The 18,797-nt window shown below is 41.3% G+C and carries 8 protein-coding genes; all 8 read right to left on the reverse strand.

The window, feature by feature from the left end; all coding sequences use genetic code 11:
- Positions 1–163 precede the first annotated feature (163 nt).
- The gene (locus FFF34_005795) at positions 164–2,590 is read right to left on the reverse strand and encodes an FtsX-like permease family protein (protein ID TSD66911.1); all 2,427 of its coding nucleotides are present in this window, start codon (positions 2,588–2,590) and stop codon (positions 164–166) included.
- A gap of 122 nt (positions 2,591–2,712) precedes the next feature.
- Positions 2,713–5,130: an FtsX-like permease family protein gene (locus FFF34_005800; GenBank protein ID TSD66912.1), complete on the reverse strand. Its 2,418-nt coding sequence runs from the start codon at positions 5,128–5,130 to the stop codon at positions 2,713–2,715.
- A 201-nt stretch (positions 5,131–5,331) separates the two neighbouring features.
- The gene (locus FFF34_005805; GenBank protein ID TSD66913.1) at positions 5,332–7,731 is read right to left on the reverse strand and encodes an FtsX-like permease family protein; all 2,400 of its coding nucleotides are present in this window, start codon (positions 7,729–7,731) and stop codon (positions 5,332–5,334) included.
- A gap of 20 nt (positions 7,732–7,751) precedes the next feature.
- Complete coding sequence (locus FFF34_005810; protein TSD66914.1) at positions 7,752–10,121, reverse strand: FtsX-like permease family protein; 2,370 nt, start codon at positions 10,119–10,121, stop codon at positions 7,752–7,754.
- Between the two features lie 56 nt (positions 10,122–10,177).
- Complete coding sequence (locus FFF34_005815; GenBank protein ID TSD66915.1) at positions 10,178–11,206, reverse strand: DUF4097 domain-containing protein; 1,029 nt, start codon at positions 11,204–11,206, stop codon at positions 10,178–10,180.
- Positions 11,207–11,319: 113 nt separating this feature from the next.
- Positions 11,320–13,716 carry an FtsX-like permease family protein gene (locus FFF34_005820; protein TSD66916.1) on the reverse strand — a complete coding sequence of 799 codons (2,397 nt, stop codon included), beginning with the start codon at positions 13,714–13,716 and terminating at the stop codon, positions 11,320–11,322.
- A 209-nt stretch (positions 13,717–13,925) separates the two neighbouring features.
- Positions 13,926–16,331 carry an FtsX-like permease family protein gene (locus FFF34_005825; protein ID TSD66917.1) on the reverse strand — a complete coding sequence of 802 codons (2,406 nt, stop codon included), beginning with the start codon at positions 16,329–16,331 and terminating at the stop codon, positions 13,926–13,928.
- 75 nt (positions 16,332–16,406) lie between these two features.
- Complete coding sequence (locus FFF34_005830; GenBank protein ID TSD66918.1) at positions 16,407–18,761, reverse strand: FtsX-like permease family protein; 2,355 nt, start codon at positions 18,759–18,761, stop codon at positions 16,407–16,409.
- Positions 18,762–18,797: the final 36 nt, after the last annotated feature.

The raw sequence follows: 18,797 nt of genomic DNA on the forward strand, positions 1-18,797 counted from the left end.
ATAAACAATTGTGTACGCATGTGTAACAGTGATTGTTCGGTAATGATACACCTTAGTGGTTAGAGGTTGGAGATTAGAGATTTGTGTAAACAATTTTATTAAAATCAAAAAAGGTGACTGGATACCAATCACCTTTTCCTAATCCCTAATCTCAAACCTCTTATCATTCCGATTTCAAGCTTTTAACCGGATTGGTAAGCGCTGCTTTTATAGATTGAAAACTGATGGTTACAAAAGCGATGATGATAGCCATAACCCCTGCTGAAGCCAGTATCCACCATTTTATACCATCGCGGTAAGCAAAGCCTTGCAGCCACAAATGCCCAAAGTACCAGGCCAGCGGTGTAGCCAATACAATAGATATGAACACAAGCCTTAAAAAATCTTTAGATAGCATAGCTACGATCACCGATATGTTTGCGCCTAATACTTTACGTATACCAATTTCTTTGGTGCGCTGCTCGGCAGCGTACGCAGCAAGGCCAAATAAGCCTAAACAAGCTATCAGGATGGCCATTGTGGTGAATGATACAAATATCTTTCCTATACGCTGTTCGGTGCGGTAGGTGGCATCAAAATCCTGATCCATAAAAGAGTAGTTTAACTGCTGGTTAGGCGATATACTACGCCACTTATCTTTTACTTGCGCAAGCAAAGCCGGTATGTTAGCCGAATTTAAACGCACTGCTATATTACCGCCATTGTAATGGCTTAAAATAAATATCACAGGGGTTATGTTTTCGCGCAGCGAGTTAAAGTTAAAATCCTTTATCACCCCTACTATTTGCATGCGCTTAACGTTTTTAGCCATGTTATCGGTAGGGTAATATACTTCTTTATTTAGCGGATCTTTAAAGCCCAGCATTTTGGCCGCGGCCTGGTTTACAACAAGTGCCGACGAGTCGGTTTTCATTTCTTTTGAAAAGCTACGTCCGGCAATTATTTTCATACCCATTGTATTTAAATAATCTTCATCAACTTCCCATAGCTGCGTTAATACCGCCGTTTTGGTATCAAGTGTTGGTGTTTGGAAAAAGGTAGTGCTGTTTCGCCAGCCGCCGGTTGGTAAAAAGCCGGTCATGGTGGTATTTAACACACCCGGCAGGCGTTTTAGTTCTTCGCGTAATACTTTGCCGTTATTACCCAGGGCATCAACATTGTTTATTACCAGCACGTGGTCGCGGTTATAGCCAAGGTCTTTACTTTGAATATATTGAAGCTGGTGATATATCACCATGGTACCGATGATAAGTATGATGGATATAAAAAATTGAAAAACTACTAACGAACTGCGCAGCCAACCGCCCTTAAACCCTGCCGACAGCTTTCCTTTTAATACATCAATAGGTTGAAAAGACGAAAGGAAAAACGCGGGGTACGAGCCTGCCAGGCTACCAATAACAACAATGGTTAGCAGTAAGGCAGGTGTTAACCATACAAATGTACTTAACGTAAAGGCCAGCTCTTTACCTGAGGTGTCGTTAAAGAAGGGCAACAGAATCCATGCGCCTAAAACGGCTATTATTGTAGCAACCGTAGTTACAATAATTGACTCGGATAGAAACTGGAAGATAAGGTATTTACGTGGCGAGCCTAATACTTTACGCACACCTACTTCGCGGGCCCGGTTTGATGAACGCGCTGTAGACAGGTTCATGAAATTAACACAGGCAATAATAAGGATAAACACCGCTACCGCCGAAAACATGTAAACGTACTGCATATTGCTGTTTCCGCTTAATTCGGCAACACGGTTTGATTTTAGGTGGATATCTTTTAAAGGTGTAAAATTTAGCTTAAAGTAATTGCCGCCCGCTACAAGTTGCTTATAGGTCATGTGTACCATGGTTTGCAATTGCGGACTAACATATTTTTCGACCACAGCCGGCATTTTTGCTTCCAGCTTTTTAATATCGGCACCGGGTTTTAATACGATGTAAGTATTAAAATTATTGCTTAGCCAACTGATGTCCCTACTCTCGGCCAACGACGGCATCGACAGGAAAAAATCGTAATTAAAGTGCGATTGCTTGGGTATATCTTTAATAACAGCGGTTACTTTGTATAAAAGGGTATCGTTTAGGGTAAGCGTTTTACCCACAACATTTACCGAATTGAAATACTTTTTGGCTGTGGTTTCGTTTATCACCACTGTTTTAGGCTCTTTTAAAGCTGTTTTGGGGTCGCCTTGTATTATTTGCAGGGTAAATACATCAAATAACTGCGGGTCGGCAAATATCATTTTATCTTCCTGCACGTTCTGATCGCCCTTGCGTACTTTATAGCTGCCCCAGCCCCTAAACCTTGTGGCAGTTTCTATCTCGGGGAAATCATTTAATAGCGATTGAGCCAAAGGTGCCGGCGAAACCGCATAAGAGTTGGCATTACCACCAAATTTAACGTCGTTATTTACGCGGTATACACGGTCTATTTTTGCGTTGTAGGTATCATAACCCACCTCATCAATAACATAAAAAACAATAAGCATGCATACGCACAGGCCCAAGGCCAAACCAAACACATTGATAAGGGTAAAGCCGATATTCTTTTTTAGGCCCCGCAGTGCCGTTTTAAAGTAGTTTTTAAACATGGTGATAATGGTTTATATTGTTAATACAACTAACTATACGTTTACCCCTACGCTATTTACACGTAATTAAAAAAGGTATTGATAAACTATCAATACCTTTGACTACATGTATGGGGTTCAGGTTACTCGCTTCGTAAACTTTTTACCGGGTTTGCCAATGCTGCCCTAACCGATTGAAAGCTAACCGTAATAAAGGCCACAAATAAGGCTACCAGGGCTGCCAATACAAATACCCACCACGATATATCTACCCGGTAGGCAAAGTCTTGCAGCCACTTGTACATGGCATACCAGGTAAGCGGTATAGCTACTACAATGGCTATTGCTACCAGCTTTAAAAACTCGGCAGAGAGCATACCTGTTATGGTGCCCGATGACGCGCCCAAAACCTTGCGGATGCCAATTTCTTTAACACGCTGCCTTATGCTGTATGCTGCCAAACCAAACAAACCAAGGCTGGCTATAATTACCGCTATAATAGCAAACGAGGTGAAAATTTTTCCCGTACGCTGCTCTGATGTATATAAGGCTGCGTACTGTTCATCTAAAAAAGAATAGCTGAACGGCGCGGTAGCACGATATGCCCCCCACTGTTGCTTAACATCATTTAAAAAGCCCTGCATATCGGCCGATTTTACCTTAACGGCCATTAGCATATTGCTGCGGCCGGGTAATAACATTAATGGTGCTATTTTCTCTTTAGCCGATTTGTAATGAAAATCTTGTACTACGCCTACCACCCTAAACTCGCGCTGGCCCGATCGTACAATGGTTTTTCCAATCGGGTCGGTATTGCTCCAGCCTAATTCGCGTACCAGTTCTTCGTTCACCACTACAGCCGAAGAATCTGCTGGTGAGGATGACGAGAAATTGCGGCCTACAGCCATTTTTATGCCCAGTGTAGGTATGTAACTATCCTCTACGTGGTAAATGTTGGTATGTATCTCTTTATGTTCCTGCTTGTCGTTAAATTCTTTAGCATATATCTGGGTGCCATCCATACTGCGGCTACCAGGTACACTGCCGGTTACCGTAGCATTACTAACCCTTGTGTCGCGTAATAATTGTTGCTTAAAGGCATCGATATTATTACCTAAGGAGTATGCATCGTTTATAACCAAAACCTGCTCTTTATCATAACCCAGCTTTATGTTTTGCATGTAGTTTAGCTGGCGGTATACCACCATGGTTGCTATAATAAGCGATGTAGAAATAAAGAATTGGAAAACTACCAACCCACTGCGCAAAAAGTTGCGGTTTGCAGGGCCTGCAGACGCATTACCCTTTAACACATTTAAAACCTTAAATGACGACAGGAAGAATGCAGGATATATCCCCGCTACAATACCCACCACCAACACTAATATTAATTCGGTTATAATGGCTTTGGGGCTTAAAAACAGGTTAATGGTGAACTGTTTATCGGCCACACTGTTAAAATAGGGTAAGGTGATATAAACCAATACCAACGCTATTGCCATTGCAAATGTGGTGATCACAACCGACTCGGTAAGGAATTGGGATATTAACGAGCTTTTTAACGAGCCCATAACCTTGCGTATACCCACCTCTTTGGCCCGTTTCACCGAACTCGCGGTTGATAAATTCATAAAATTGATACAAGCCAATAATAAAATAAACACGGCAAGTGCGCTAAATATGTACACGTAACTCAAATCGCCGTTGGCTTCCATCTCAAACTTAGTAGCCGAATGCAGGTGAATATCAGTAAGCGGCATTAAGAAGAAGCGGAAAGTATTCACCGATTTTTGAGCCTCGGCCAAAGAAACACCCATGTCATTCTGAATTTCGGGCGCGGCATATTTAAGCACTAACTGGGGGAATTGTGCTTCTATTTTTTTAGCATCAGCTGGATCTTTTAAAACCAGGTAAGTATATGAGCTAATATTACTCCAGGTTTCGCGCTTAGCCGGATAAGTGCTTTTGCTGATAAACGCGTCAAAATGAAAGTGCGAGTTATCTGGCACCTCATCTATCACACCGGTAACTTTTAAAGGGTTTGCACCTTGTATGTCCATCAACTTGCCCAGGGCGGGTGTGTTACCAAAATATTTTTGCGCTAATTTTTTGGTGATCACCACACTATTCGGTTCAACTAACGCCCTGCGGTCTTCGCCCTGTAAGAGTGGTAAAGAAAATACCGACAGAAAGTTAGAATCAGCCGCTGCAAAATGCTCTTCTTTGAAACTTTTGTCGCCAAATTTTACATACAACGCTCCACGAGCACTAATACGGGTTGATGCTTCTATGCCCGCAATATTATCTTTTATACCCTGGCCTACTGCTTCATCTACTAAGGCAAAATCGGTAACACCTGTACCTTCGGTTAAATGCAGGCCAACCCTGAATATGTTTTTTGCTTTTACAGCGTAAGTATCGTAGTTAACTTCCTGGTATATGTAAGCACTGATAAGCATACAGCAAGTAATACCAATAGCTAAACCAAATATGTTTATAAACGAGAATACCTTGTTTTTGGTAAGGCTTCTCCATGCGATGGTTAGGTAATTTTTAATCATAGTAATAACAAGTATGTAAATTTGATACCAAACATTCAATTAGTTGATTATCAATAAGATGCATTAAGTACGAAATTGTTCGTGTGTTCGTATGCGTAACAGTGGGTGTTCGGTTACGATACAGTACAAATACAAAGCTTATGATCTAAGTAGTTGTTGTTCAACACCTAAGACCATAGGCTTCTGGCTTTAGATTCAATACTATTCTGACCGCAAACTTTTTACCGGGTTAGCCAATGCAGCCTTTATAGCATGCGAACTAATGGTAAGCAGGGCAAAACCAATAGCTGTTATACTGGCCAATACAAAAGGCCATGCATTTATATTAATACGGTAACTAAATGCCATCAACCATTTATCCATAAGATACCAGGCTACCGGCGAAGCAACTATTATGGAAATTATAACCAGCTTTAAAAAGTCGCCGGTTAATAAACTGGTTATACCCGATACGCTTGCACCAAGCACTTTACGGATTCCAATTTCTTTTGTTCGTTGCTCCGCAATAAAAGCAGCTAATCCAAATAACCCCAGGCATGCAACAAATATGGCCAATATTGAAAACACTGTTGCGGTTTTAGCTGAACGCTGTTCTGAAGTGTACAAATTTTGGATATGACTATCCAGAAATTCGTAGTCAAAGCTTGAACTGGGCATGTTACTATTAAAGGTGCTCTGTAATAGCTGCATAAAACCCGGCAGGTTTTTGGAGTTGTAGCGGATAAGTAGTGTTCTTAATGATTCGGGGGCATTATTCATTTCATAATACACATAGCCCCCTATCTCGCTTTTTACCGATTGGTAATTGAAGTTTTTAACCACACCGCTAACTATCGATTTATTAGCCATCTCGGTGTTTACGTATTTGCCAATAGCGTCCTGGGGTGATTTGAAGCCAAGATATTTTACAATGGACTCATTTAGTAACACGTAACATATGGTATCACCCTCGGCAATTTTTTGAGGGAGTGAAGCGCCGGCGAGTAACTTTAGGCGCATAGTTTTAACAATTGAGCCATCGGTATGGCATGTTTTTACCGGCATGCCTTCTTTATCGGTAGCAAATTTCCTTACGCTTCTGCCACTCTCTACATCACCCGGAATAGACTGAACAGCCGAAAAGCTTTCGACACCAGTTACCCCACGCAGATCATTCATAAATGATGCGACTTGTTGTTTATCCTGGGCCGACTTAATATTAAGCGCTATTACTCCATTAGGGTTATAACCGAGGTCGCGGTTGCGGATATATTTCATTTGCTGTAGTATTACAACAACCGAGATAATTAGCACAATAGATGATGCGAACTGAAATACAACCAGCGACCGGCGGACGAAATCGGCAAACGAATGTTTTAATTTCAGTTTGTTCATTAACACCAGCGGCGAAATACTTGATAGCGAAAATGCAGGGTAGCTACCGGCTATTAATGTTACAAATATCCAGGTTGCCAGCAAGCCCAACAAAATTGGTGGTGCTAAAAACGCCGATGTGCTCAAATCGAAACCTGTAATGTTTTGGAACATTGGCCTTAAAGCTAAAGCAAGTATATAGCCAATAACAATTGCAATAAGCGATAGTAAGGCGGTTTCGGTATAAAATAGTGCCAGCAAATGCCTGCTGTTTGCGCCTAAAACCTTATTAACGCCTACACCCTTGGCCCGCTTTTGCGAACGGGCGGTAGCCAAATTCATATAATTAATACAGGCTATTATTAAAACCAGTAGCGATAAGATCGCTAATGTTTTTACTGTGCCAATGCTGCCAATTTTGCCCGAATAGCCTTCACGTATATCAGCCGAATAAAGATGGATATCAGCTAATGGCTGCAATATAAAATCAGTAAAAAACTTATCCTCTTTTTTTACATTCTTATCAATTAAAGCTGTAGCCAATGCCTGCACTTGTGCAACATTTGCGCCGTCCTTCAGCAAACAATAAGTTTCATAGCTGGAATTGCTCCAGTAAACATCTTTTCCCATCCACGAATCCATAATGTTATAGATCATATCACAGTCGATGGTACTGTTGGCTGGCAAATCTGCGTAAACACCCGAAACGTGCAGCGTATCGCGATTATTGATATAGATGACCTTTCCAAATGCAGGCTGGTTACCATAAAGCCTTTGTTTGGCCGATTGTGATATTACAATTGATTTTGGCTGGCTAAAAGCTGTGCGTGCATTACCCTCAACAAACCTCACATCAAAAAAGCCAAACACGGTTGAATCCGCCAGGTATAAGCCCTTTTCAGTAAAGTTTTTTTCGTCGGTTTTAAGCGATACTTTGGCCCCAAAATCATGCTTAATAAGCCGGACTGTACTTTTAACCTGGGGTATGCTTTGCGCTATTGCAGGGCCAACAGAATTTGGCAGCTCAGCCCAAACTTTGTAGTTGTACTGGGCCGTAGTTTGTGTATTTACTCTATAAATGTTTTTTGAGTTTTTGTACATCCTGTCAAAACTCAGTTCGTACGAAATGCTTGCAAACAAGGTGATACAAACACACATGCCTATTGCAAGACCAACAATATTAAGCGATGTAAAAAGCTTATTAGAAACAATGTTACGCCATGCTATTTTTAAGTAGTTCCTTATCATATTTTATCTATTAGTATAAATCACTCCGACCGCAAACTTTTAACAGGGTTAGCTAATGATGCTTTAACTGCCTGGTAACTAACAGTTGCCAGGGCAATTGCTATAGTAATAAAGCTGGCTGCAGTTACCATCCACCAGCTTAAGGTAATATGGTATTCAAATTTTTGCAGCCAATTGTTCATGCCCCATATAGATAAAGGCACGGCTATTACAATGGCTATGATAACCAGTTTCAAAAAGTCTTTTGATAGTAACGTGGTTAAATTTAATACCGTAGCGCCCAATACCTTGCGCACACCAATTTCTTTAACACGCTGCTCGGCCGCGTAGGCTGCTAAACCAAACAAACCAAGGCAGGATATAATGATGGCTAAACAACCAAACAAGTTTGCCAGTGTGGCTAATAACTTTTCATTTTGAAATTTTTGCCCAAAATCTTTATCAACAAAATTTATTGTTGGCGGGTAAAACGGGTTCACTCCTTTTAGGGCCTTGTTTACCGCATCTACATTGGCGGTAATGCTGCGGCCTTGTGATAAGCGCAAAACTAACACCGAACCGGAACCTGTATATTCTGATATCATTGGCCTTGTTTTTTCGTACGGCGAGCCCCAAACAAAATCTTTATAAACGCCGATAACGGTTAAGGGATTATTATCGCCCCATTTTATTATACTGCCAACAACATTTTTCACATTCATTACTTTGGCTGCCGTTTCGTTTATCATCACGGTTTTGCCGGCAGTATCAGCGGGGTTACCTGATGAAAATTCGCGGCCCTGTAATAGTCTTACGCCTGCGGTTTTAGTAAAATCGTTGCCTGCATGCAGTATATCAAACAGTATTTGCTGATCGTCGCGCTTACCCGGCCAGTTTATACCCCATGTGTTACTACCGCTTTGCGTAATACTTTGCGATAACATGGTTGCATTGGTAATTGCCCCCGAGGTTTTAAGCTGATTGATCAATACAGCGCTTTGTTTTAGCAAGTCGCCCTCTATGGGTATCTCAACCAGGTTGTTTTTTTCGAAGCCTATTGATTTATCCTGCACAAATTTTATTTGATAGTAAATGCAAATAGTGGCGGTAATTAAAAATATCGCGCACGAAAACTGCACCACCACCAATATTTTACGTAATGGCAATGCAGCGCCCCCGCCTTTAAACATGCCTTTTAACACCTTTATTGGCTCAAACGCCGATAGATAAAATGCCGGATAACTGCCTGCAAGTATACCTGTAAACAAACCGATACCCAATATACTTAACCATGCGTAAGTTTCGGTAAGTGGTAAAATTAGTTTAATGCCCAACAGATCGTTAAAGTAAGGCAAGGATACCACCACGATAATAACAGCTATAATAGTTGATACCAGCGATAATATTACCGATTCGATGATGAACTGGCTGATAAGTGAAGCCCTGCCGGAGCCTATCGCTTTACGTATGCCCACTTCTTTTGCGCGTTCCTCAGATCTGGCAGTAGACAAGTTCATGAAGTTAACACAGGCGATAAGGAGTATACAAATGGCCAATGTAATAAACAGGTGTATCTGGTCTATCATACCGCCTGCGGGCTTGCCATCAACAAAGTTAGAGTACAGGTGCAGCTTAGCAAAAGGGTACAAAAACAATTGATTTTTATTACCATCATTATGCCTGCCTACCATGGTATTCATTATTTTATTGGCTTTTGCCAAGCCGGCCGAGCTTTTTAACTGCACAACTGTGCGCGCAAAGTTACTTCCCCATCCCGAATCTTTTGCCCATGCATTTGAATCTTCAAACATTACCCATGGTAAAACAAATTCAAACTGAAATGTAGCATTTGCAGGCAAGTCAGCAATTACACCGGTAACAGTTAAGGGCAGTTGGTTATTGCGCTTAACTATTTTGTTCATTGGGTCCTCGTTGCCAAATAGGGTTTTAGCCAGCTTTTGGGTAATTACAATTGAATTAGGCAGCTTTAAGGCGTTTGCAGCACTGCCCTTTATAAAATGATACGAGAATATATTGAAGAAACCCTCATCGGCAAATAAGCCTGCTTTTTTAAAGCTATTGTCCTTATAGCTTAGTAAACCTTCGGCGGTATAATCAATAACACGCACTGATTGTACCACATCGGGTACTTCGGTTTTAATGGTAGCTGCGGCCAACCTTGGTGTAGCAGCAAAGGTGTAAATTTTACCATCGCCGGGCTGGTTGTTTTCAACTAAGTATATGTTATCGATATTATCGAATTGCTTATCGTAATGTAAATGGTAATTCACATAAAGCAGCAAAAGCAGGCAACTGGCCATTCCTAAAGCCAAACCACCTACATTTATCATCGAAAATCCTTTGTGCTTGGTGATATTGCGCCAGGCAATTTTTAAGTAATTCTTAAACATATAGCAATAGTTATAATGTAAAAAAGGGTGGCTACTGCCACCCCATATAATGTATATTACCTTGAGCTTACTGTAACCCGGCTATCGCCGCGTACCTCAACCGGTACACCACCACCGTTTAGTTTACCCACCACTTTATCTTTTTCTTTAGTGCCGTTAAACGATCCTGAGGTTGCCAGGTCAACACGGTCGCCGCGCAGGTCAAGGTCAACGCCCTTATCTGATGGTAATTGCAGATCGATATGGCCAGAGCTTGAGTCTAATTTTACATATTTGCCCAGGGCAAGCATTTCTACATGCATGCTACCACCACTGGTTGAGGCATCTAAAGCACCTGATATGCCGTTAAGGTCAACACTGCCACCTGATGTGCCTGTTATTAGCTCGCCGCTGATGTTGCTGCCATGTATACTGCCGCCACTTGTAGTAGCGTTGATATAACCTTTAAGGTCGCTAAGGTTTAACGAGCCGCCTGATGTGGTTAACCTGATGTTGCCTTCGCAGCTGCGTGCTGTAACGCTGCCACCGCTGGTTGTTAATTCAATATCCTTTTTAGAATAAGAAACGTTTACACTACCGCCGCTGGTCGATCCTTTAATTACACCGGTAATACGGTTTACGTTTAAGCTGCCACCGCTGGTGCTAAAGTTTTGGTCGGCATTTAAATTATCTATGCTGATGCTGCCACCGCTGGTATTTAAATTGGTTGCGGTTTGCTTATTCACGTAAACTTTAAAGCCGATACTTAATGATCTTCTCCAGTTGATACCGTTGCGCCTGTTTTTTGCAGTAGCATGCAGTTCACCGTCGTGCACGTCAATATCCAGAATATAGTCTTCTTCTAAACGTTTCTTAATTTCGTCTTTGCTTAGGTCGTTGTTGCCGTTGTTGCCGGTTACATAAACTTCTATTCGGGCCGGCTGGCCATCGGCACCGCTAACAGCAATACTGCCGCCGCTGGTTTTTACAAATACATTTTTTATACCATCATTAGCTAATGATTTGGTAAAATAAGGTGTGCGCTCCTGTGCCAAAGCTGCATAGCTTTGCGAAGCGATCAATAATAAGAATAGATACTTTTTCATAATGGGTTTAGTGTTTTTTATAAGACTGCCTTTTAGCAGAATTAGTTGCATGTATATTTAATTATTTACCTAAGTACACCCAAGTATTTGTGTACCCCTATTATATCGTAGTTTTATTCGCTTCTTAAGCTTTTAACCGGGTTAGTTAATGCTGCTTTAATAGATTGAAAGCTTACAGTGATTAAAGCTATTAAAGCGGCACCGCCGCCGGCCAACACAAATACCCACCACGCAATGTTTATTTTATACTCAAAATCCTGCAGCCATACATTCATAGCGTACCAGGCTATGGGGCATGCAATTATGGTAGCTATTATAACCAATCGCATTAAGTCTGTTGATAAAAGGCTTACAATACTTGCCACACTTGCACCCAATACTTTGCGAATACCTATCTCTTTCACGCGCTGTTCGGCAGTAAAGGTTACCAGGCCAAACAAGCCTAAGCAAGCTATACTAATAGCCAGTATGGTAAATATCAACAGTATGGTACCCTGGCGTTGCTCGGTTTGGTATTGTGCGGCAAAGTTCTGATCAAGAAAATGGAACTCGGCCTTGTTTTCATTATCGAAATTGGTGTAAACTTTACTTATAAAGTTAAGTGAGGCTTGTATATTATTTTTACCTACGCGCACATACAGGTTATCTTTATCGCGGTCCTGGCCAGGCATGCTTAGCACCATTGGTGCAATTTTATGCTGTAACGAGTAGGTGTTAAAGTCCTTCACAACACCTACTATGGTTTGTTGTATAACCTTGCCCTGTTGGTCTACCCCTGTGCGCACTACCCTGCCAACCGGGTTTTTCCAACCCAATTCATTTACCAAAGTTTGGTTAACAATTATAGCATCCTTTACATCACTGATGTTAGAGACTAAGAAGTTACGCCCTGCTGCCATCTTTATTTGCAGAGTGGGTATAAAATCAGCGTCTATCTGCAGGTTTTGAACGATCTTCGATTCGGAAGTTGCTTTACCATCGGGGCCAAGATTAAAATCCCCGCCTCCTATATTATTGTTGCCTATGGGGTTACCTGCTATACCTACTGCTTCTATATTCGGGTTTTGCAGTAATTGTTGTTTTAATCCATCTATTTTGCTGCGTACACCCTGGCTTAAGTGAAATGTAAGCGTTTGTGCCTTGTTAAAGCCCAAGTCTTTTTTCATCACAAAGCTAAGCTGCTGATAAATAACACACGACCCGGCTATCATCACGATAGTAATAACAAACTGAAATACCACCAGCGATTTCCTGAACAATATAGTGGAGAATTGGCTGCCCAACTGTCCCTTCATTGCAGGGATGGTTTTAAATCCGGATAAAAATAATGCAGGATAAACACCGCTTAAAATGCCCGCGAAAAACGAGAAGCCAATGAATATTGTAACAGTTTTGGCCATGCCAAACTGTAGCAATATTAAGTTTTTACCTGCTAAGTTATTAAAGTAGGGTAATGCAAACTGAATGATAACCGCTGCCAGCACAGTTGCAATAAAAGTAAGTAACACCGATTCGGCAAAAAACATGAACATTAGCTGCGTCCTGTCAGATCCGATCACTTTACGTACCCCTATTTCTTTTACCCTGATAGATGAACGGGCAGTGGTTAAGTTTACATAGTTGATAACCGCGATAAGTAATATCAAAATGGCGGTAATGCTAAATACGTACATGTAGGTGATATTTCCATTAGACCCTAACTCATAGCTTAGGTTAGACCGTAAGTGGATATCGGTAAGCGGCTGCAGTTCCATCTTGAAACTCATGGAACCCATACCTGCTTTAAGGTGCTTACTAAAAAAGCTGTCTGATGCAGCCTCTATCGTTTTATAATCGTCGTGGTTTTTTAAAAGCAGGTAGGTGTATATGCCTGAGTTACCCCAATTCGCTTCATTCGCTGTAAAATCCGCAGGGAATGATCTTAAGGCTTTAAAACTAAAGTGCGAGTTTACCGGTATATTAGCTATTACACCGGTAACCGTGGTTGGGGTGTTATCAATAGTAATGGTTTTATTATAAGCGGTTTCTGCGTTGCCAAACAGGGTTGTGGCTAAATCAGCCGTTAAAACTATTGTGTTTGGCTTGGTGAGGGCATTTTGTGCGTCGCCATATAAAAACTGGTAGCTAAATATATTAAATATGCTGTTATCGGTTATCAGCATACCACCTTCGTTTATTTGCTTTTCACCAACGGTTATTTTGCCGCCGCCTTCCGCATCAATACGTGCAGCTTCCTGCACCTGCGGAAACTCGGCTTTTAGCGTTGGGGCAAATGGTGGCGAGGTAACAGCAATATCAAACTTACCGCCGTTCCACTGGCCATGTTGTACTACTCTAAATATATTATCAGCTTTAGTATTAAAACGGTCAAAACTCCATTCGTCGGTAACGTACAATGTTATCAGCCAAAAAGTTGCTATACCTACCGCAAGGCCAAATATATTGATAAAAGAAAACGCCTTGTGCTTTTGCAGGTTTCGCCAGGCTATTTTAAAATAGTTCTTTATCATAACAATGTTGTTTATAACTAACACTTAAATCCAGTGCCAATTTAATAAATAACTTATTATCAGCTACTTAGTATTATAAACTATTTTATTATACGTACGCAAGCGTAACAGTGCATGTTCGGTTATGATACAGTGGTTTAAGTATAAAGTCGAAAGTCTGTAGCCTAAAGTTAAATAATACTTAAGACTACAGACTATAGCGATAAAAACTACTCGGACCTCAAGCTTTTTACCGGGTTAGCAACAGCAGCTCTAATTGCCTGGAAACTTACGGTTATAAAGGCTATAAGCACTGCTATTATACCCGCCAGAATAAACATCCACCAGGATATATTGATGCGGTATACAAAGTTTTCCAGCCATTTATTCATTAGCCACCAGGCCAATGGCGAAGCTATAATAAGGGCTACCAGCACCAATACCACAAAATCTTTTGATAGTAGCGATACTATGCCCGACACCGTTGCGCCTAATACTTTACGGATGCCTATTTCTTTGCCCCTTTGTTCTGCTGTAAATGCTGCCAAACCAAATAGACCTAAGCAAGATATAATAACCGCTATTACAGCAAAAACTGACATCAGGCCTGATGTTTTGGCATCGTTGCGGTATAGTTTATCAAACTCCTGATCAAGAAACGTATATTCAAAAGGCTCACCGGGGAAATTGCTTGCCCAAATCTTTTCTGCCTTGCTTAAGGTTTCCGCTTGTTTACCGGCTGCCACACCTATAAGGAAGGTGGATACATAATCTTCATGGTTTTTTAACACAACAGGCCCTATTTTAGCATGAAATGATTGATAGTTAAAGTCTTTTACCACACCTATCACGTGCCCGGTATCGCCTTGCGAAATAAAACGTTGCCCAACGTAGGGTTTATGCAAGCCTAACTCCAAAACAGCGGTTTCGTTTAATATGGCATTATGTGCATCGGCCTGGCTGCCGGGCGTAAACCACCTGCCTGCCACCATCTTTAGCTTTACAATTTTGTTATAATCGGGGTCTACATTAAAATAAGATATAGCAGGGTCAAATCCTTTAGCCTTGCCATCCCAGTCGGCACCACCCGATGAAAAGCTACTATTATCTTGTATAGAGTGCGTACCAATAACAGAAACATTGTTTATGCCCGACTCCTGTAACAAAGATTGTTTAATACTTTTACTTAATGCGCTCCTTTGCTGGTCGTTATACTTATAAAAGGCTTTAAAAGGCATCGAGAATGACATTACCTGCGCCCGGTTATAACCCGGATTTTGCGATCGTATGAAATTCATTTGCCTGTAAATGGTAATTACGCCAATGATGAGGAATATAGAAAACGTGAACTGAATTACCACCAGGCCTTTACGTAACGAGCTGTCTTTCATGCGCAATACGCTTGCCCCCCTAAAAGAATTTATAGGTTTAAAGGATGATAATAGCAGCGCCGGGTAGATGCTGTTTAATATAACTGCAGTAAATAATGTACCTAACAGTATCATCCACAAGTATACCGAGCTTAGCGACAGGCTGAAATTACGTTCGGTAAATTCGTTAAATACAGGCATGCAGATGGATATTATGATTACCGTAAGTACCAGCGATAGCAAACTTACCAGGCCCGATTCGGCTATAAATTGCATAAACAACTGGCTTCTGCCTGCACCTACTATCTTTTTGATACTTACCTCTTTAGCCCGTAAACTGGCACGTGCCGTAGTTAAGTTAACATAATTTATACAAGCTATCAACAGCAATAAAATGCCCAACACTACAAATATATAGGTCACTTTTTTATCGCCATGCGTAATAGATGAATTTTGAAGGTCATTTTCGAAGTGTATACCGGTTAAGGGCATAAGGCCGATCTTAAGGTTATCCTGATCGCGGTTTTTACGCATGATATCCTTCAATTTAGCCGCAACCTTCTTACTATCAGCACCATCGCGCAACTTTAAAAATGTAAGGTAACTAAAGTTGCCCCAGCTCATGTCGTTACGTTTTTCGTTGGCTCTGCTTTGGCGGGCAGCTATGGGTATCAGCACATCAAACACAAAGCTGGAGTTGGCCGGCCTGTCTTTGATCACGGCTTGTACCTGGTAGTTTATCGAGTCTATTTTGATGAATTTACCTACGGCATCCTGGTTTTTAAAGTACTTTTTGGCCTTGCTTTCTGTAAATATAATGCTGAACGGGTTTTGATTAAACGCTGTAACATTACCGCTAACCACCTCATTTTTAAATACTTTAAACCACCCCGCATCTACATAAGCGCACTTCTTTTCGGGAAAAAAATCGCCTTTAATGTTAAAATACATGGGCGCATAAGTCATTGGTAATATGCGCGTTATATCCTCTATTTCGGGTATTTGTTTCTTACCTTCCTCGCCTAACCTGTAGGGCGATGACTCCCATACCCAGGTACTTGTTTTATCAATGGCCAGGTAGCTCTTTATACGGTAAATACTGGCACTATCTTTCTCGTCCTTATCAAAATTGAACTCGTTTTGCACCCAAATAAATATGAGTACAGCTGCTGCCATTCCAACCGAAAGGCCGGCAATATTAATAATGCTGGTAGCCTTGTGGATTTGCATATTACGCAGGGCGATTTTTAAATAATTCTTAATCATGCGGAAAGATTTTGCGTTTTATTTGTCACTGTAGCTTACCTAATAAAAAAATTACGGCACATAAAAAAAGCGTTTTTACTCGCTTCGCAAACTTTTTACCGGGTTTGCGAGCGCGGCTTTTAAAGTATTCAAACTAACCACCACCAGCGTCAGCAGTAATATCAACACACCTACAATGGTAAACATCCAAATGCTTATGCTGATGTGGTAGGTATATTTTTGCAGCCAATTGTGCATAAGCCACCATGTGAGTGGTACGGCAATTACAAAAGCTACTAACACCATTATTAAAAACTCGGTTGATATCAGCATCAGCAGTTGTTGTACCGACGCGCCCATTACCTTGCGCACGCCAATTTCGCGGAAACGCTTTTCGATAGTAAAGGATGCCAGGCCGGCTAAACCGATACAGCATATAAATATGGCCAGGCCCGAGAATATATTGGTGATATGGCTGATCAGTTCTTCAGTGGCAAACTTTTTACCAAACTCCTGGTCTACAAACTGGTATTCGAACAGGTTTTTTGGGTTATACTTTTTAAAGATGCCCTCTAACGATGCTATAGCTTTTTGTGGAGCCACACCATCTTTTAGGCGTACGCTAACCATGGCCGATCCATTTGGGTTATAGTATACCATCAGCGGGTCAACCGGCGTAAATGGCGAATCCATTACAATATTATCTATTACCCCTATCACAGTGTATTTTTTGCCGTAACGCATTTCCATACCAATAGGGTTTTTAAGGTGCATGGCATCTACAGCAGCCTTGTTAAGCAGCATGGCCGACGAATCGCCGGGGGTATTATTAAAATCGCGCCCCTGTAATATTTTAACACCCATTGTTTTGGTAAAGTCCACATCGGCATTCATGCCCGAAAAAATAATGCTCGCATCAGCAGGCTTACCCGCATAATCAGGCGAAGGCGATTTCCACCATATTTCGGTGATAGGCGATGAAGTGCGCGTGGTACTGCTTATTATGCCTGTACCCAACAGCTCCTGTTTAATGGCCGAGTAATTTTTGTCAATATCTTCTGATGATGGTACCATTATCAGGTTATTGGGGTTATACCCTATTTTACGATCCTTAATGTGCTGTATTTGCTGGTAAACAATAATGGTTGCCGATATCAGCAATATCGACATTACAAACTGGCCGGTAACTAATACGCGCCTTGGCCATACCGCTTTTTTACCCGCGGCAAACGTGCCCTTAAGCACTTTAACCGGGTTAAACGATGACAGGTATAAAGCAGGATAACTACCCGCAACAATGCCGGTAAATATTACAATACCAACAGACATCAGGATGAAAAAGGGCTCGAATGTATCCAGGTGCAGGTTTTTGTTAACTAATGAGTTAAACAAAGGCATCAGCAAATAAACAGTCGCTACCGAAAGTATAAAGGCAATAAGTGCCAATATTATAGATTCGAAGAAGAATTGTGTGATAAGTTGCCTTTTATCCGAACCTAATGTTTTGCGTATGCCCACTTCCTTTGCGCGTTTTTCGCTGCGGGCGGTGCTCAGGTTCATAAAGTTTACACAGGCTATTAATAATATGATGATGGCGATGACGCTAAATTGCTTTACATATTCTATCATCCCGCCTATGTTTTTACCATCCTTAAACTCGGCGTATAAATGCCATTTATCCATCGGGAAGGTAAAGTAGGTGCTTATTTTATCGTTTGGCGCGTGGTCATGCTTAACTTTATCTACATACCTGTCTACGGCCTTCATATTGGCATCGGGTGTGGTTTGTATAAACACCGTGTGTGATGAATTGTACCACTCTTTCATTCGGCCAACTAAATATGCAGACGAGTAATCAAACGGTGCAACAAAATCAAACTTAAAAGTAGAGTTGCCGGGAGGATCGGCAACTACGGCGCTTATTTTATAATTTTCCTGGTTATCAATTTTAACTACTTTGTTTATCGGGTCGTTATCGCCAAAAAATGATTTTGCAGCCGATTGGGTAATTACAATTGATTTAGGGTCTGCTAAAGCAGTAGCCGCGTTGCCCTTTACAAATTTCCAGCTAAACATTTTAAAAAACTGGTCGCTTACCTGGTACAGGTCTTTTTTAAGCTTGGTGTTGCCAACCTCAACCAGGTGCGATTCCTGATGTGAAGTAACTACCGTGCGTATTACCTGCGGGTTGCCACCCTCTAACGCTTTAGCATAAGGGAAAGCCATGTTAGGGTCGGTAAATATGTTGTTCTTAAAGTCCCTTGTGGCCATCACCTGGTAAATGTTTTGGTGGTTGGCGTGGAACTTATCAAACGACACTTCGTCCTTTACCCATAAAAAGATGTATATACTACAGGTGATACCTATGGTAAGGCCAAGTATATTGGTGATAGAGAAGCCCTTATTGCGTATAAGGTTCCTCCATGCGATCTTAAAATAATTTTTTATCATGACAATTGGTTTTAATAGTGTTTAATCGGCCCCTCC

Source organism: Inquilinus sp. KBS0705 (genome assembly GCA_005938025.2).
In the GTDB taxonomy this organism is placed as follows: Bacteria; Bacteroidota; Bacteroidia; order Sphingobacteriales; family Sphingobacteriaceae; genus Mucilaginibacter.